This window comes from Streptomyces sp. NPDC002573, assembly GCF_042889625.1.
In the GTDB taxonomy this organism is placed as follows: Bacteria; Actinomycetota; Actinomycetes; order Streptomycetales; family Streptomycetaceae; genus Streptomyces; species Streptomyces gibsoniae.
In genome coordinates, this window is the sequence record NZ_JBIARC010000044.1 from 44,776 (window position 1) to 61,855 (window position 17,080).

The 17,080-nt window shown below is 67.2% G+C and carries 12 protein-coding genes; 5 read left to right on the forward strand and 7 right to left on the reverse strand.

Annotated elements, in window-relative coordinates:
* Positions 1–69: 69 nt before the first annotated feature.
* The 7 genes from ACFYX0_RS32215 to ACFYX0_RS32245 all read right to left on the reverse strand — a co-directional run bounded on the left by ACFYX0_RS32215 (position 70) and on the right by ACFYX0_RS32245 (position 6,508).
* Positions 70–675 carry a hypothetical protein gene (locus tag ACFYX0_RS32215; RefSeq protein WP_388975511.1) on the reverse strand — a complete coding sequence of 202 codons (606 nt, stop codon included), beginning with the start codon at positions 673–675 and terminating at the stop codon, positions 70–72.
* Between the two features lie 350 nt (positions 676–1,025).
* A complete protein-coding gene (locus tag ACFYX0_RS32220; RefSeq protein WP_388975513.1) occupies positions 1,026–1,439 on the reverse strand; it encodes a hypothetical protein in 414 nt (137 codons plus the stop codon).
* Positions 1,436–3,901, reverse strand: coding sequence for an AAA family ATPase (locus ACFYX0_RS32225; protein ID WP_388975516.1), 2,466 nt, complete (start codon positions 3,899–3,901; stop codon positions 1,436–1,438). Before ACFYX0_RS32225 ends, ACFYX0_RS32220 begins: the two co-directional genes overlap by 4 nt.
* 284 nt (positions 3,902–4,185) lie before the next feature.
* Positions 4,186–4,620 (reverse strand): hypothetical protein, encoded by a 435-nt coding sequence (locus ACFYX0_RS32230; protein WP_388975519.1) that lies wholly within the window; start codon positions 4,618–4,620, stop codon positions 4,186–4,188.
* A 210-nt stretch (positions 4,621–4,830) separates the two neighbouring features.
* Positions 4,831–5,403 carry a hypothetical protein gene (locus tag ACFYX0_RS32235; RefSeq protein ID WP_388975521.1) on the reverse strand — a complete coding sequence of 191 codons (573 nt, stop codon included), beginning with the start codon at positions 5,401–5,403 and terminating at the stop codon, positions 4,831–4,833.
* A 64-nt stretch (positions 5,404–5,467) separates the two neighbouring features.
* Positions 5,468–5,782: a hypothetical protein gene (locus ACFYX0_RS32240; protein WP_388975524.1), complete on the reverse strand. Its 315-nt coding sequence runs from the start codon at positions 5,780–5,782 to the stop codon at positions 5,468–5,470.
* Between the two features lie 396 nt (positions 5,783–6,178).
* Positions 6,179–6,508 (reverse strand): hypothetical protein, encoded by a 330-nt coding sequence (locus ACFYX0_RS32245; RefSeq protein WP_388975526.1) that lies wholly within the window; start codon positions 6,506–6,508, stop codon positions 6,179–6,181.
* Between the two features lie 199 nt (positions 6,509–6,707).
* Here ACFYX0_RS32245 and ACFYX0_RS32250 point away from each other — a divergent pair, with 199 nt between their 5' ends.
* From ACFYX0_RS32250 to ACFYX0_RS32270, 5 genes are all read left to right on the forward strand, one after another.
* Positions 6,708–8,861: an N-6 DNA methylase gene (locus tag ACFYX0_RS32250; protein ID WP_388975529.1), complete on the forward strand. Its 2,154-nt coding sequence runs from the start codon at positions 6,708–6,710 to the stop codon at positions 8,859–8,861.
* 91 nt (positions 8,862–8,952) lie between these two features.
* A complete protein-coding gene (locus ACFYX0_RS32255) occupies positions 8,953–10,962 on the forward strand; it encodes an N-6 DNA methylase (RefSeq protein ID WP_388975532.1) in 2,010 nt (669 codons plus the stop codon).
* On the forward strand, positions 10,962–12,242 hold the full coding sequence (locus tag ACFYX0_RS32260) for a restriction endonuclease subunit S (protein ID WP_388975535.1): 1,281 nt from the start codon (positions 10,962–10,964) through the stop codon (positions 12,240–12,242). Before ACFYX0_RS32255 ends, ACFYX0_RS32260 begins: the two co-directional genes overlap by 1 nt.
* 2 nt (positions 12,243–12,244) lie before the next feature.
* Entirely contained in the window at positions 12,245–15,442 is a 3,198-nt protein-coding gene (locus tag ACFYX0_RS32265) for a type I restriction endonuclease subunit R (protein ID WP_388975538.1), read from the forward strand.
* Between the two features lie 203 nt (positions 15,443–15,645).
* Positions 15,646–16,953 (forward strand): hypothetical protein, encoded by a 1,308-nt coding sequence (locus tag ACFYX0_RS32270; protein ID WP_388975541.1) that lies wholly within the window; start codon positions 15,646–15,648, stop codon positions 16,951–16,953.
* Positions 16,954–17,080: the final 127 nt, after the last annotated feature.

Here is a 17,080-nt window from a genome sequence, read left to right on the forward strand (position 1 = left end):
AGGCATATCCGAAACCGGCATAAACGACCGCTGTTAATCGCCAGGGCAGGGAAGCGGCTACCGCAAGGTTCACCGAGCAGCACTGACATCCAGGGCGTAGCAACTTCCCTCGCTGCTTCCGTACCGCTGGGGGTTCATGGGGTAGTTGATTACCTTCGATTCGTGCGGCGCCAGGGTGAACTTTGCTGGGCTGCCATCATTCGCTACGAGCGTTGCGCCATCGACTTGCGGCGAAAAGGTCTCCTGCTGGTCCCCATCGTTCACGAAGCGGATTTGCGCAACTCGCGCGGGCAGCATCGCCGCACTCCCCTTGGGCTGGAAAAGTTCGGTCTGGGAGCAGTCGACGACCGAGCCAGTTACATGCTCAGTCTCGTCCCCGCCGCCCGCGACCGCGTAGACGACACCGCCGACAGCCAGAGCCAAGCCGACTCCAACTGCAACCACCAGCCTGGCTGGACGTCTGGCTGGAGAAGGCGGATACGCGAGAGAGGGCGGGTACGCGGGCATCGGGGGTGCGCCTACAGAGGGTTGCTCTTGGGCTGCCGCCCACCCCTCGATGTAGAGGTCGACGCATTCCTGACAAGTCGCTTGCTCCGGCTCTTCGGCTCGCGGCGCCGAACGGTCGATCGGCGCATCACACATGGCGACCACATCGCCCTTGAGAGCGATGTGCACCACCCCCTCCTTCATCCCCCATGCCCCTTTCGGATCGGCCCAATGCGAGCGGTGATGCAAACCCTCGAACCGCCTGCCACCAGCACATTCACGACATTGTTGCGTAGTAGATCAGATAGCGGAGTGACCGAAAAGGGTCTCGGCACGCGAGAGATCCGCGCCACTGTCCTGTGCGAACTGGTCGCACAGATCGGCCCGCAAGACAGGTCCAGAGGCCCTACCCCCGCCGGATAGCGCCTCTTCGCGTCACAAGGGCCGGATCTCGTGAGGGACCGCGGTGCGTTGGTCTCGGCGCCGGGGGAAACCTGACCGCTGAACGGCGGCCAATGGTGACCGCGGTGATCAAACACTCAAGGCACCTCCAGCGTCCGGACGAGCTCGTCGACCTCCGTACGCCAGCCGCAGACCTGCTCGTAGGAGGGACCGATCTCGTACTGGTGGTAGTGGCACCCCAGGCACAGGTGCGACCACACGGCGCGGGTCCGCCGGGCAGCCTCCCCAGGGAGATAGCAACGCAAGCAGAGCATCTTGGCCCGCATGGTGGCGCCGGCGAGCCCCGGTACCGCGGCGTCGAGCACCCGGTCCACGCAGATCTCCAGAGCAGTCCTCAGGGCCAGTGAGGCCCCGCGGTGACGGCCGGCGTCCGTTGCACCGCCGAGGTCGCCGGCCAGAAGACGGTCCGCCGTCAGCAGGAGCTCTTCGACGGAGGCGGGGGAAGCAGGTGTGGCGGACACGGAGAGCGAGGATGCAGCGGAGACGCTCATCGGGCGCTCACCTCCGGCTTGCGCACCTTCTGCGCCAGAGCCTCGACGTCCTGGACGAAACGGCGCGGGTCGGTGACCTGCGCTCCTGCGGCGTGGGCTCCTCTCTGGCACTGCTTGACGAGGTAAGCCGCCTGCCCTCCGTAGCGGTTCTGCACTTCCTTGTCGACGTCGCGGACCCGTGTGATGTCGCCGAACAGGGCGAGCGCCGCGACCTTCGTGAACTTCTCGGCGTCGTCGACAGCGGCGTGCAGTTCCTGCTCAGGTCCGCCGGAGAGGTGGTGCTTGATCCACGCGGCTTCCAGGAAGGCGTTCTCCAGCGCGATACGGCACAGGCTGGGCAGCACATGCGTCCGGGCCGCCAGCGGCAGGTCCGGGGTGAGGACGATAGCCCTCGCGTCGGCGATCGCCTGCGCGACCGGGTCGGTCACTCGCTCGACCTTCACCCGCGAGGCCTTGCTCCGCTCGACCTGGAACACCGTCACCGGCAACTCCTGGCTCGTGAACGCCCGCTGGAGCCGGGTGTCGTGGGTGAACACCACGACCTGCCGGTGCTTTCCGAGCTCGTGCAGGACCTGAGCGAGCCCGTTGACCTTGGCGGGGTCCATGGACTGCACCGGGTCGTCGATGACTATGAAACCGAACGGGCTGTCGGCCGTAACAGCGCGGGGCAGGAACAAGGACAGCGCGAGTGAGTGCAGCTCGCCCTGGCTCATGACGCCCAGCGCCGAGGCGTCCTGGCCGTCGACGGAGACGTCCATGACGAGCTTGCGTACGTTGGCCTTCTCGCTGCCGCGCAGGCTCACACCGTTGAGGTCGATGTTGCTCTCCTGGCGAAGCTTCTCCCAGATGCGCTGCGACTGTTCGGCGAAGCCCTCCATACGCTGCTCCCGCAGCTCGGCGCTCAGCGTCTTGATCCAGGCTCGGGCTCGCCGGATGCTCTTCAGCCGGGGATCGCACTCCGTAGCGGCACGGGCCCGCTCCGCCCAACCGGCCAGGCGGGTGACGAGCCGGCGCCAGCGTTCATCCCGCTTCTCCAGCTCCCGCGTGGCGTTCTCCCTGACCGCCGCGCAAGCGTCAGCCAGAGTTGCGGCCGCCTCGTGGGCAATCCGGACGAGCTCGCCTGGATCCCTGACCGTGCGGCAGGCGGCCCAGGCGTCCCACGGGTCGGTCAACGCGGCCGGGATCCGCTGGGGCCTGTGCACGAGGTCCTGTACGGCACGTACCGCGGAGCGCAATGCGCTGCGCGCGTCGTCGGCGGCCTTGGCTTCCTGCCGCAGTACGGCGATCTGCGCGGCGGCACGCGCGGCCCACTCCCCGTCCAGGACGCGGTCCGTTCCGCAGACCGGGCAGGACCCCTCGTCGGGATGCTGGTCGCTGTGGGCCAGAGCCCTGGCAAGGAGGTCGGCGCGCTGGTGAGCGTCCTCGGCGCTCGTGCCGCGGACTCCTTCGGCATCGGCGAGGGCGTTGCGCAGCCCGGCTACCGCGGCGGCGACCTGCGCCATGTCGGGGCCCTGCACGGCGACCGCGATCCGCAGCTCGGCGAGAAAACCCTCGTCGGTGTCGGTGGGCAGACCCGCCACCAGGGCGTCGATCGTGTCGAAATCAGGGCTGCCCGGGGTGTCGATAGCCAGGAGAGCGCGCACCGCGCGCTCGTCGTCCTCCAGCGCATACAGGGCGTCAACGAGTTCCGGAACTTCAGCCTTCGCCGCCTTCGCCGCGTCGTCGAGTGCCTTCTCCTCCGCGTGAAGCCGGCCGTCCGCTGCACTGAGATGCCGCAGGCCGAGGATCGTCGCGATGGCGTCGTACATCTCGGAGGGCTTGCCGCTGATCAGACGGTCGAGATCGACGTACGACAGGAAGGGCCGGTAGTCCTCCATGGCCTGCTTCCAAGCCACCTGGTCGAGAGGGACTCGTCCGTGTCCGGGCCGCTTGAACTCTGCCTCGGAGCCGCCGAAGTCCTCGCTCGCCCACGTGCGGGTGAGCGTGCTGCGGCCGGTGTCGCCCTCAATGGCGAGCTTGACCTCAATCTCCGGCTTGGCACTGTCCTCGAGGTGGAGGTTGCGCCAGTTGCTGCTGCGCGACGCGTGCAGCCCATGCCAGCGCATGTTCGTACCGGTAAACGCGGTCTCGATGCCCTCGGCGATGCTGGACTTGCCGCACCCGTTGCGGCCCACGACGAGGTTCACGCCCGGCCGGGGGCTGAGGTTCAACCAAGTGCGGGGGCCGATGCCGCGGAATCCGGTGACGGCAACGGAGGCCAGGTAGATCCGGCCGACGGAGGACGTCCCTTCAGCCTCCCCCTCACCCAGCGCGCTCCTGAGGAGCACCTTCACCGACTCGCTGAGAACCGCCTCCGCGAGACGGGCCTCCACCAGTTCGGCTATGGGCATGGACGGAGTGGTCTGGGGCGGCTGGGTGGCGGCATGATGTGCGGTGTGCTGGGGGTGTTTCGTCTCAGTCATGAGGTGCTCCGGGTGGGCGCGTGAGAGTGTGGGAGAGCCCGAGGGGCGGGCCGAAGGCGAGGCAGGTTCGCCGGACCCCCGGCCGACAGCGGGGAAATTCGGCCCGAGAGCGTCGGTAGTCGGTGAGGGCGTCGGTGGCCGACAGCGTGACCAGGCACGGGAGTTCGGTGCCTGGGACGCTCTACGCACTCAGTGCAGGCCGAGCTTGGCGAGGAAGTCGGCGGCCCCGTTGAGGGGGGCCGCGCCCACCCGCCCTGTGACCTACAGGTCAGCGCCAAGGCCAGTCAGGGCGCAGAGTCAGCCTTGGCGGTGTCGTTGACGTTAGTCAGGCACGCCTTCATGAAGTCGTCGCGGTGGACGGTACCGCCGGTGGGCACCTGGGAGATCTGGGCGTACTCCTGTGAGCACGTGCTGTCGCTCGCGGTGTAGGTCATGCTGCCGTCGTCGGCGTACACGCCCCCCGATATCACGCCGGACGCGTAGGCGCCGAGAAGTGTTGAGCGGCCGAAGACAGGCTTGTCCACAGTCTTGGTGACCGTATGGGTGACGACCTTGGGCGGGCGGGATGCGGCCTGACGGGCGCGATGGTCGGCAGCAGCCACCTGGCGGCGGGCGCTGGCGAGCGCAGAGTGGGTAGTGACGTGGTCCACCGTGGCCGCGGTGACGGACAGGGCGGTCAACCCGCAGGCGGCAATGGCGATGATGTTGACTCGGTTCACGGTTGTCCTTCAGGTACGGAATCGGAGGGTGAGCACCTCGCAGCAGGTCGTGACGGGGGCGACACCGAGGCGGCGGGGCAATTCCGCGCCGCCGCACTCAAAGGCGTACTGACCCGTTCGGTCAGCCGGTCAGCCGGCGTTGGTGTCGGTCCATTTGCCGCTGAAGAATGAGCTGCCGTCGTGCCACCGTCACGGCCTTGGCCGAAGAGATCAGTAGTTGGCGTTGGCGATGAGGTCGCCATCCTGGCCGTAGACGCTGACGAGCCCGTTCTTGGACTCGTAGCAGGACGTGAACGCGGAGGCGATGAGCTTCGCGTCTCCCTGGTTGCCGCTCGTAAGCCCGCCAGTGAAGTCGGTGTAGACCTCCGCCGAGTCCAGGATGTCGTTCCGCTTGTCCGCGCCGGTCACCTTCGTCACGTGCTGGACGGCCTTCTTTTCCGTAGTCGTACCGGACTTGGCGACGCAGGCCTTGAACTGCTCGGCCTGCGTCTTCGTCTTCTGCGCGGGCGTCGCCTCGGCTTTGTCGGACTCCGGCGTGCGGCCGGCTGCGACGGCCTTGTCCTTGGCGCTGGTGTCGGTGGAGTCGCCGTTTCCGCCGCTGGCCGCGGCGACGATGCCGATCAGAACGAAGAAGGCAACGACGCCGAGGCAGCCGAATCCGACGATCTTCCCCGCCTTCGACTTCTTCGGCGGCTGCGGCTGAAACGGCGGAGTGCCGTAACCCTGCTGCTGCGGGCCGCCCCAACCGGGCTGGGGCTGCTGCGGGTACTGCTGCTGGCTCATGGTCCCTCCAGGGGATGTAGATGCACCTTGCGGGTGCGTATGACGTGTGGAGCTGGGATGTGCGTCAGGCGGCCCAGGCGGCGAGGGCGCCTGTGGCCCACAGCGGGACCAGGCGCGGGAGTTCGGTGCGCGGGACGACGCCGCGCACGCACCGCAGGCCGAGCTTGGCGAGGGAGTCGGCGGCCTCGTTGAGGGGGTGACCGGCGTGGGCCTTCTCGTGGACGAACGTCAGGTCCGGCGTGTACTCGGCGAGCAACTGCAGCTTGACCAGGCAGGGCCGGCGCCCCTGGGAGCGCAGGTGGGTGTCGTAGCCCTCGGGCATGTCCGTCCCGCCCTGCTGCCAGCTGTGCAGGTGCCGCAGCGCCTGCAGGTTGTCCACGCGGACCTCGATGGGCCCGGCCGGGGTGCGTGTGAAGGACCGTCGTGAGACCCCAGTACACGGCGCGCAGTTCGGTGACGACCACGCGGGAGCGAGGGTGCACGAGGTACTTCGGGTAGATGTGGGCACGCAGACCGGCATGGCCGGTGGTGGCGAGGTAGCCGGAGGCCACCCGGTCCGGGCCCACCGAGGCGTCCGTGGCCAGCACGATCGGCCCGGCGACGGCCTTGACCCTGTCGTTCACGCACACAGAGCTGCGAGTGGACGTGGCGGGGCGGGATGCGTGGGCGAGGGGAGAACGACGACCCATGGCAGTTGTTGCCTCCTTGTCTTCGTGACGGGACAGCGGGAGAGAGGGCGGGCGGCGCCAGACGCCCGCTTGATGGGGCATGCGGGTCAGGCGCCGGTCGCGGTCGACGGGTGGACCTGGCCGTAGACGGTGAGGAACAGCTCCAGGTCGGCGCGCTCGTCGGGCGCGGCGTGACCGGAGGAGAGGCGGGCTTGGGCTTCGCGGCGGGCGCGGCGCAGGTAGCCGCTGCGCTCCAGATGGCGCCACAGAAGGCGGAATGCCTGCTGGTGGTCGTAGAGGGTGGTCTCGTGGGACGTGCCGGTGATGTGGCGGGCCTGGACCAGCAGGGCCCGGAAGTTCGCGTCGGCATCGCGGTTCAGCAACTGCGCCAAGTGGCGGTAGTACAAGGTCAGTTCGGGATCGCCCGTCTCGGTCAAGCAGGTCTCTCCAGTTGTGAGGCTTCGTCTGCTGTCCCGGGGTGGGCCGTACCGACTCCCCCAGGGACGCTCCCGCCGGCCGTGGCAGCCGGAAGCGTCTACAGATAAGCATCACAATGAAAGCACTGTCAATCCTGTTTTCGGGCTTAGTGGATGGTGTAGTGTGTTCGCTGTACCCGACGAGAGGTGGGAACACGTCATGGCCCAGCCGTCAGCCCAGGTGACAGCCGCGGAGATCTCCCGCATCGCGGGGGTCACACGCGCCACCGTCAGCAACTGGCGCCGTCGGCACGAGGACTTCCCAACGCCAGCCGGCGGCACCGAGACCAGCCCGCTCTACGACCTGGAAACCGTGCGTGCCTGGCTGCGCTCCCGCGGCCAGACCTCCGCTGCCGCCCCCGCCGAGGAGCTGCGCACTCTGCTGCGACTGCACCCCGCGGACGCGGGCTCGGCCGCATCACTTCTCCCTCTGGTCCTCGCCACCTCCCGCCGCTCCCCACACGAGCTCACCGTGCTGGCCGACCTGTCGGACGCCGACCTCGCCGCACACGCGGACGCCGCCGTCGCCGACCTCGCCGACACAGTTCCCCAGACCGAGGCCGCCCCCTTCACGGCAGCCGACGCGGGCATCGTGCGGGCGCTGATCCACTGCGTACGGGAGCAGGGCGCCCAGGTGGCCCTCGACGTACTCGCAGAGCGGGAACTGGACGACAGCGCCTCCACCGGCACCTATCAGACCCCCGACCGCCTGGCCGACCTCATGGCACGCCTACTACCCGCGGACACGGCCCGAGTCCTGGACCCAGCGTGCGGCAGTGGCACCCTGCTGGCCGCCGCCGCACGCTACGGCCCCCGCGAGCTGTACGGCCAGGACGCCCTGCCGGTCCAGGCCCAACGCAGTGCAGTGCGCCTGCTGCTGGCCACGCCCGACGCGGCGGTGGCCGTACAGGCCGGCGACAGCCTGCGCCACGACGCCTTCCCTCAGCCCCCAATGGATGCGGTGCTGTGCAACCCGCCCTACGGCGACCGCGACTGGGGCCACGACGAACTGGCCTACGACCCCCGCTGGGCCTACGGCGTCCCACCACGCATGGAATCCGAACTCGCCTGGATCCAGCACGCCCTTGCCCACCTGCGCGCCGGCGGTTACGCGGTGCTGCTCCTGCCCCCCGCCATCGCCGCCCGCGCCTCGGGCCGCCGCGTGCGCGCCGAACTGGTCCGTGGCGGCGCCCTACGCGCCGTCGTAGCCCTGCCATCAGGCGCGGCCACACCCATGCACATCGGACTCCAACTGTGGATCCTCCAGACCCCAGAGCCTGACGGTTCGGACCGCACCTCGGTGCTGTTCGTGGACGCCGGCGCCGAGCGGCAACAAGACAGGCCACGCAACACGGCCGGGAGCACGCTCAGCTCGCCGGGGACGCGCCGACGCCGCGACGCCCTGGATTGGGACGAGTTGACCGACATCGTGCTGGACCACTGGACGGCCTTCCGCGCCAGCCCAGAGTCCTTCTCCGACGAGCCCGGCATCGCCCGGGCCGTGCCTGTACTGGACCTCCTTGACGAGGTCGTCGACCTCACCCCAGCCCGCCAGGTCCGCGCCCTGCCCGCCGACATCGACCCAGCCCAAGTGGCGCGGCAAGCCGACGACCACCGCAAGCAACTAACCGAGCACGCCGACCTCCTCGTCGAGGCCGCTCAGGGCACATGGCAGCCCACCGGCGACTCCCCACGGCAGTGGCGCACAGCCACAATCTCCGACCTCGCCCGCGGCGGCGCCCTGGAGATCCTGCGGGCAGCTCCCGACACCCGGGAGAAGACCGAAGGCGCGCAATGGAGGGCCGAGAACGCCGGACGGTTGGTCCTCTACGGCACTGACATCGCGGACGGCGTACCCGCCTCCGGCACATTCCTCGACAGCATGCCCTTGAAGTCGTCACCCGTTATCACCGAAGGGGACATTCTGGTACGCGTGTTCACAGGGGACGGCGGGAGCATGGCCCGACTGGCCGACGAGCAGGACATCGGCGTCCTACTCGGCCATGACCTCTACCTTCTGCGTCCCGACCCAACACGCTTGGACCCCTGGTTCCTCACGGGCTTCGTCGGCGCGCACGACAACATCACCGGGGCATCCACCGGCAGCACCACCATCCACCTCCAACCCGGCCGGCTACGCGTACCGCTACTGCCCCTGCAGGAGCAGCGCCGCTACGGCGAAGCCTTCCGCCGCGTCCACGAACTACGCACCGCCGCCCGCCAGGCCACCGAATTGGCCCGCGAATATGCGGACCTCCTGACCACCGGCCTGACAGCGGGGGCGCTGCTCCCACCCGAGACGACATCGTCCTGACGGACCCTGGCGCACTTCTTCACTCATCCACCACACTCGGCCGCACCACCCCCTCGCCCGGCGGAACGGCTCGGAAGGAACCCGGCAAACCTTGAACAGCAGCAAGCACACGGAACTGGCGAACCACGCCTGGTCCGTCGCCGACCTCCTGCGCGGCGACTACAAGCAGTCCGACTACGGCAAGGTCATCCTGCCGTTCACCGTGCTGCGGCGCCTGGAATGCGTCCTGGAGCCCACACGGGACAAGGTCGTCGAGACGGTGGCCCGCTTCGCCGGCCAGGACATCGACACCGACCGCTTCCTGCGGAAGGCCTCGGGCCACTCCTTCTACAACAAGAGCGAGCTCACGCTGCGGAAGATCGCGGCCGACCCGCAGAACGCGGCAAAGAACCTGCAGATCTACGTCGGCGCCTTCTCCGACAACGCCCGCGAGGTCCTCGACAAGTACGAGTTCAACCAGCAGGTCAGGAAGCTCGACGGCGCGAACCTGCTCTACCAGGTCATCGGCAAGTTCACCGACCTGGACCTGCATCCCGATGTCGTGCCCAACCACAACATGGGCTACATCTTCGAGGAGCTGATCCGCCGCTTCGCCGAGCAGTCGAACGAGACCGCGGGTGAGCACTTCACCCCACGCGAGGTCATCAAGCTGATGGTCAACCTGCTGGTGGCGCCCGACGCGGACGCCCTCAGCCTGCCGGGGATCGTCCGTACGGTCATGGACCCTGCCTGCGGTACGGGCGGCATGCTCAGCGCCGCCGACGATCGCATCAAGGCCCTCAACCCGGATGCGACGGTCGAGGTGTACGGGCAGGAGCTCAACCCCGAGTCCTGGGCGATCTGCCGCTCCGACCTCATGATCAAGGGCCAGGACCCGGAGAACATCCGCTTCGGCAACTCCTTCTCCGACGACGGCCACGCCCGCCGCACGTTCGACTACATCCTCGCCAACCCGCCGTTCGGCGTGGAGTGGAAGAAGGTCAAGGAGGAGGTCGAGTACGAGCACAAATCGCTCGGTGACGCCGGCCGCTTCGGCGCGGGCCTGCCGCGCATCAACGACGGCTCGCTGCTCTTCCTCCAGCACATGATCTCGAAGATGAAGCCGGTGGACGTGAACGGTGGGGGCGGCTCCCGCATCGCCATCGTCTTCAACGGCTCCCCGCTGTTCACGGGCGCGGCCGAGTCCGGCGAGTCCAACATCCGCCGCTGGATCCTGGAGAACGACTGGCTGGAGGCGATCGTCGCCCTCCCGGACCAACTCTTTTACAACACCGGCATCTCCACGTACTTCTGGATCCTCACCAACCGCAAGGATCCCGACCACAAGGGCAAGGTCGTCCTGCTCGACGCGCGCGACCAGTGGCAGAAGATGCGCAAGTCGCTCGGCGACAAGCGCAAGGAGCTCGGCGACGGGACGAACGGCCGCCCCGACCACATCGGCGACATCACACGCCTGTATGCGGAGGCCCTCCAGGTCACCAAGGACCCCGAGCACCCGCTGCACGGCAAGGCGAAGGTCTTCGCCAACGAGGACTTCGGCTACCAGCGCATCACCGTCGAACGCCCCCTAAAGCTGCGCTTCGAAGTCACGGAGGAGACCTTGGCGGCGCTGGCGGAGGCCAAGCCCGTGGCCAAGCTGGAGCGGAGCGAGGAGTTCGTCGCGGCGGTGTGTACGTTGCTCGGCTCGACGTGGATGACGAAGTCCGGGGCGTTCATCGCGCTCAAGGACGCGGTGGTCGCGGCCGGTCTGACCTGGCCCACGGGAGCGCCGTTCGCGAAGGCGGTACGGGAGGCGGTCGGCGTCCGGGACCCGGAGGGCGAGGTGCAGAAGGTCAAGGGTGCACCGGAGCCGGATGCGGACCTGCGGGACTACGAGAACGTCCCGCTCGGTGAGGACGTCGAGGACTACCTCAAGCGCGAGGTGCTGCCACACGTCCCGGACGCGTGGATCGACCACACGAAGACGAAGATCGGCTACGAGATCCCGTTCACGCGGCACTTCTACGTGTATCAGCCGCCGAGGCCGCTGGCCGAGATCGACGCGGAGTTGAAGTCGCTGGAGGCGGAGATTCAGGCGCTGCTGGGGGAGGTGACGAATTGATGAAGCTCAAGTACTGCCTTGCGGATACAGATTCGGGAGCTTGGGGTGATGACCCGGAAGACGGTCGCGGCGTGCCTGTACTACGGTCTACGGAGATTGATCTCGACGGAAACCTGAATTCTAAGGACCCTGCAAATCGTTCATTGACCGAACGGGATATTTCACGAACACGTCTGGCCCGAGGTGACCTTCTGGTCGTGCGATCCAGTGGTAGTGACGCCCACCTGGGAAAGACCGGATACGTTGGTGACGAATCGGCAGGAGCTTCATTTTCGAACTTCCTGCAGAGACTCCGTTTCGCACCAACCCACAACTCGCGATTCGCGTGGTACTTCATGAATAGTACGTACGCCAAGCAGCAGATTAGGAAGTTGAGCTCCTCAACGACGGGGCTGCAGAATCTGAGCGCTGCGCTCATTGGTGAGCTTGAGATCCCGTCTCCACCGCTGGAGGAGCAGCGCCGTATCGCCGACTTCCTCGACGCCGAGACCGCCCGCATGGACGGACTGAATCGCGCGACCGAACGCCAACAGAAACTTGTCGCGGAACGACAAAGCGTGGCATTCCATGACAGCGTTCAGGGTGAAGGTGGGCCTGATCTCAACGTGATCGAGCCTGAAACCGCTAACCCCGACTGGCGCATGCTGTCACTAAACCATGCTTTGAATCAGTTGACGAATGGATATGTCGGCCCAACGCGCGGCCTATTCGCAGATGACGGGGTTCGCTATCTTCAGTCTCTGCACATCAAGAATGGCAGAATTGACTTCGCGCGAAAGCCGTACTTCGTGAAGCAGGAGTGGGCTGAAGAACGGCCGCGGATTCGTCTCGGATTCGAAGACCTTCTTATCGTCCAGACCGGCGCTATCGGTGAGGTCGGCCTGGTCGATGACGAGTATGTGGGCGCCAGCTGTCATGCCCTGCTTATCGCGCGGACCAACAGGAGCATCCTCTCTCCTCGATACCTGTGGCATGCATTTCGAAGCCACTGGGGTCGGAGTGCGCTTTTGCGGGAGCAGACGGGGGCGCTTCACCCGCACCTAGAAGCCGGCAACGTGCGCTTCATGAAGGTTCCTGTTCCTGCTCTCGACGCACAACGGCGTGTAGTGGCACGCACGGAAGAGATCGCCAAGGACACGGTGACAGTTGAGCGTGCTCTGTCTCGCCGATTGAGGTTGCAATCCGAACGCCGCCAAGCCCTGATCACCGCCGCCGTAACCGGCCAGCTCGACGTCTCCACCGCCAGCGGGCGCAACGTAACGGACGGAGCCACTGCGTAGCCATGAGCCCCATCCACAGCGAGTCCGCCTTCGGTGACGCCATCGTCGCCGCCATGGTCGAGCGCGGCTGGCGCGAGGCGCGTCCGCAGGACTACCGGGCCGATCTCGGCTTGGACACCAACGAGTTGTTCACCTTCATCGGGGCGACCCAGCCCGACGAGTGGAGCGAGCTGCTCACCGTCTACGGCGGCGATGCGAACGAGGCGCAGCGCGGGTTCGCCGGCCGCCTCGACCAGGCCATCGCTACCAACGGCCTCCTCGACGTGCTCCGTAACGGCGTCAAGGACCGTGGTGTCCTGCTCCGCGTCGCGTACTTCAAGCCGAACCTCGTCGCCCACGACTCCGTGCTCGACGGCTACCGGGCCAACCGTCTCACCGTCGTCCGCGAACTCGAGTACGCGACGAAGCAGGCCGACTGGGGCAACCGGCTCGATCTCTCCCTCTTCCTCAACGGAATCCCGGTTGCCACGGCCGAGTTGAAGAACCCGCTGACCAAGCAAGGGGTGGAGCAGGCCAAGGAGCAGTACCGCACCGACCGCGACCCCACCGAGCTGATCTTCACGCGCCGGGTCGTCGCGAACTTCGCCGTCGACCCGGACCTGGTCTTCGTCGCCACCCAGCTCAAGGGCAAGAACACCCGCTTCCTCCCGTTCAACACCGGCTCTAACGGTCCCGGTCAGCCGGGCGGCGCCGGCAACCCGGCCCCGACCGCCTTCGGCACGTACGCCACGTCCTACCTCTGGGAGCAGGTCTGGCAGCCGGACAACTGGCTGGACCTGCTCCAGCGGTTCGTACACCTGCACAAGAGCAAGACGCCCGGCGGCGGCACCACCAAGACGATGATCTTCCCCAGGTTCCACCAGTGGGACGTGGCCAAGAAGCTCACCGCGCACGCTTCCACCCACGGCGCCGGCCACAACTACCTGGTCATGGCCTCCGCCGGTTCGGGCAAGTCGAACACCATCGGCTGGCTCGCCCACCGCCTGAGTGACCTGCACACCCCCACCGACATGCGCGAGCTCGACGCCGAGGCCGTCGCCAAGGGCCTCAAGCCGGGCGTGCCGGTCTTCGACAAGGTCATCGTCATCACCGACCGCCGCAACCTGGACGCCCAGCTCCGCGAAACGGTCGGTAATTTCGAGCAGACGGCCGGCCTGGTCGTGAAGATCGACGAGAAGCTCGGGGCGAAGGGCGAACAGCTCGCCAAGGCCCTCTCCCGCGACACCGGGAAGATCGTCACCGTCACCCTGCACTCCTTCCCGGCGCTGCTGGACTACCTCCAGCGCAACCCCACCGAGATCCAGGGCAGCCACTTCGCGATCATCGTGGACGAGGCGCACTCCTCACAGTCCGGCGACGCCGCCACCGCAGTACGGTCCGCCCTGCGCGACCTCGGCCTGGACTCCGACTCCGACGACGCGGGCGCCACCACGGTCAAGGCCGCGGCCGCCACCCTGGACGAGCAGCTCAAGAAGAGGGCCGAGCAGCGTTCCCGCGCCGCGAACCTCTCCTACTTCGCGTTCACCGCCACGCCCAAGGCCAAGACCCTCGAACTCTTCGGCACGTTGCAGGACATCGACGGCAAGGCGACCTACCGGCCCTTCCACACGTACTCCATGCGGCAGGCGATCGAGGAGGGCTTCATCCTCGACCCGCTGCGCAACTACGTCACGTACAACACGTACTGGAAGCTGGTGAACCAGAACCCCGACGAGCGGGAGGTCGACCCGTCGAAGGCGAACTCCCTGCTCGCCCGGTACGCGCTCACCCATGACTCGACGGTTGCCCAGCATGCCCAGGTGATCGTGGAGCACTTCGTGGCGCACAGCCGTGGCCGTCTCGGCGGGCGGGCCAAGTCCATGGTGGTGACCGCCTCCCGGCAGTCCGCCGTGCAGATGGCGCGCGCGATCAAGAGCTACATCAAGGACCGGGACTACGACAGCAAGTACCCCGACCTGGGTGTCCTCGTCGCCTTCTCCGGCTCGCTCACCGTCGACGGCGAGGAGACCACCGAGCCGAAGGAGAACGGCGGGCTGTCGGAGAGCGCGCTGCCGAAGGCGTTCGCGTACACGCGCGCCGACGACAAGGCCGCCCGAGCCGGCGGTGCGGGCCAGCGGGAGTACAAGATCCTGGTCGTCGCGGAGAAGTATCAGACCGGGTTCGACCAGCCGCTGCTGACGACGATGTACGTCGACAAGTCGCTGACCGGCATCTCCGCCGTCCAGACGCTGTCCCGGCTGAACCGAACCGCCGAACGCAAGACGCAGGCAGACCTGGCGGTACTGGACTTCGTCAACGACGCCAACGACATACAGGAGTCCTTCCGCCCGTACTTCGAGGAGGCGAACACCCTCCCCTCCGACCCCAACCTGCTCTACACCGCGCAGAGCCGGGTCATGCAGGCGCCGATCCTGTCCGGGCAGGAGATGGACGAGTTCGCCGCCGCGTACTTCGCCGCCAAGGAGAAGGCCGCCGGTTCACAGTCCAAGTGGGAGAAGCTGCACGCCGAGCTGTACCGGCTGCTGTCTCCCGCGGTGGCCCGCTTCACCGCGCTGCAGGACAGCGAGGATGAGGACGACCAGGAGACGGCGGAGGGTTTCCGCGCCGACCTCAACGACTACGTCAGGAAGTACGGCTTCCTCGCGCAGATCGTCCCCTATCGGGATGCCGAGCTGGAGCGGCTGCACCTCTACGGCCGCTACCTCCTCAACCGGCTGCCGCGCCGCGCGGACGGCGGCGTGGACATAGGCGAGATCGACCTCAGCCATATGCGGGTGGAGAAGACCGGCGAGTACGACGTCTCCCTCACCTCCGAGGGTCCGACGACGATGCAGGGTTTCGGTGACGGGTCGGGCGGTGCCAAGGAAGCGGAGAAGTCGCTGCTCTCGCAGTTGATCGAGAAGTTCAACGAACGCTTCGGCACCGAGTTCACCGAGCAGGACGTCATCCGCCCGTTCGAGGAGGCCAAGGCCGACCCGAAGGTGCGGGCGGCGGCCGTCGTCAACGACGAGGACAACTTCGGCCTCGTCTTCGACAACGTCTTCGCGGACAAGATGGCCGACCACATCGACACCATCGCTGGCCTGGGCCGCCAGTACTTCGGCCCCGACAAGGGCTTCAAGTCCAGTCTGGACCGCAGCGCTCGCAAGGCCGCGTGGCGGATGATCCGCCGCGAGGAGGGGCTGGACGACGACGTCTGATTCGTACGCCCCGGCTGGACATGCCGGCCGGGGCACCCTTCGGCCTCGATTCGTCTGCGGCCTGGCGGCCGTGGGTGATCTGGTGGGTTGCCCTGGTGATCGTCAGTTCACCAGCAGGCAGCGCCGGTAACCGAATGCATGAGGTTCGTACCGTTCTTGTCTGATGTACGTCATAGGTTGTTGCAAGAAAAGAGGGGGAGACGATGGCTGAAGCCCGCAAGGCACTCGTTCCGGTGTGGACGCTGGCGACCGGGGACGTCCGGGCACCCGTATTGTCCGGAGACGAGCCGATGACGGCTGAGCGCCTGGCTGAACTGCGCGATGTGCTGGCCGCCTTGGCCGACGCGCCGATTGCCACGCTGGAGGTGCATCCGCTGCCCGACAGGCTCGACCGCAGCCGAGGTATCCCGCTCGATGCTGCGAGTCCCCTGGCGCAGCACCTGTCACAGTTCATCACGCAATCGACGCGAAGTTCCCTTACGGCGGCCAGGGCGACCGCTGCTGGCGAAAACCTGTATCGCATGGTGGTTCCGGCGAAGGTTGCCGCCGAGTTCGGTCAGGGCATGGTTCGTCCGATGGCATCGAAGGCGGCGGCCGGTGGCATCCACAGTGCACTCATGAGCTCGACGGGCATCGCCGCCAATGCGACGTTCGTGCCAGTCGGCAAAGTGGCCGCAGCAGGGGCAGTCGGCGGAGCCGGTGCGACAGCCGGCGTCGCGGCCGCCGGCAGTGCGGCGCTCACCGTGGCCGCGCCGCTCGTGCTCATGGCCGTAGCAGTAGGGGTGAGCGCGCACGCGGACCACAAGCGCCAGCAGGCCATCGAACACATCACGGAACTGCTGGAGCAACTGCACAAACAGAAACTCGAAGAGGAGCACAGCGAACTCGACGGCTGCCGGGATGCCATCGACAAAGCCACCGCCATTCTGCTCGACCAGGGCAAGCTCGGTGTCTCCCTGGGACTGGACTCGGCAGTGCACGCCATCAACACGGCGCTGGGCCGCGCTGACCGCCGTCTTGCCCGGTGGCAGAGCGCACTCGACAAGCTGCCCGACGGCAAGCCCGTCGAGATCGGCACGCTGACCAAGTCGTTCCCCGGCGTCGACGAGCATGGCGGCACGTTCCGCGCCCACCTGGAACTCGCTGCCTTGGCCATTGCGCTGAAGCGGCGGGTCGTCGTCCTGCAAGCCGTCGAGCATGCCCAGGGCGACCCTGACAACTTGTTCGAGAACTTCACCCGCGCACTCAAGCGTGACCAGCAGCGCCTCGATGAACTGGAGTCGAGCATCGCCGGTGTCCTGGAACGTCTGTCGGCGCTGGAGCTGGCAGGCCCGCAAGGTTGGCGGCCCGTCTTCACGACCGATGAAGTCGATCGTCTGATGCGCGCGGCACACCGGATTCGCAGGCTGGGCGACGGCGTCATGGTCAACAGCCGCTCGACAGACGTGGCAATCGAGATCGCTCGCAGCAAGGACGGCTCGGTGGTCGTGTTCCCTGCGCTGCCCATGTAGGCGTAGGCGCGCTCGCACTCACCTGGTGAGTGGGGTGGGTTGCCCGAAACTTCGGTGCGGACGTCATCACCTTCAGTGTCCGCACCTGCCCACCGATCGTCGCCGAGCGCGCCGCCAAAGCTGTCCG

What these genes read in the sequence shown, in the direction of transcription:
- ACFYX0_RS32220 (WP_388975513.1), bottom strand. Translation starts at nt 1,439, where the DNA reads ATGAGCGTCTCCGCTGCATCCTCGCTCTCCGTGTCCGCCACACCTGCT.
- ACFYX0_RS32225 (WP_388975516.1), bottom strand. Translation starts at nt 3,901, where the DNA reads ATGACTGAGACGAAACACCCCCAGCACACCGCACATCATGCCGCCACC.
- ACFYX0_RS32235 (WP_388975521.1), bottom strand. Translation starts at nt 5,403, where the DNA reads ATGAGCCAGCAGCAGTACCCGCAGCAGCCCCAGCCCGGTTGGGGCGGC.
- ACFYX0_RS32250 (WP_388975529.1), top strand. Translation starts at nt 6,708, where the DNA reads ATGGCCCAGCCGTCAGCCCAGGTGACAGCCGCGGAGATCTCCCGCATC.
- ACFYX0_RS32260 (WP_388975535.1), top strand. Translation starts at nt 10,962, where the DNA reads ATGAAGCTCAAGTACTGCCTTGCGGATACAGATTCGGGAGCTTGGGGT.
- ACFYX0_RS32265 (WP_388975538.1), top strand. Translation starts at nt 12,245, where the DNA reads ATGAGCCCCATCCACAGCGAGTCCGCCTTCGGTGACGCCATCGTCGCC.
- ACFYX0_RS32270 (WP_388975541.1), top strand. Translation starts at nt 15,646, where the DNA reads ATGGCTGAAGCCCGCAAGGCACTCGTTCCGGTGTGGACGCTGGCGACC.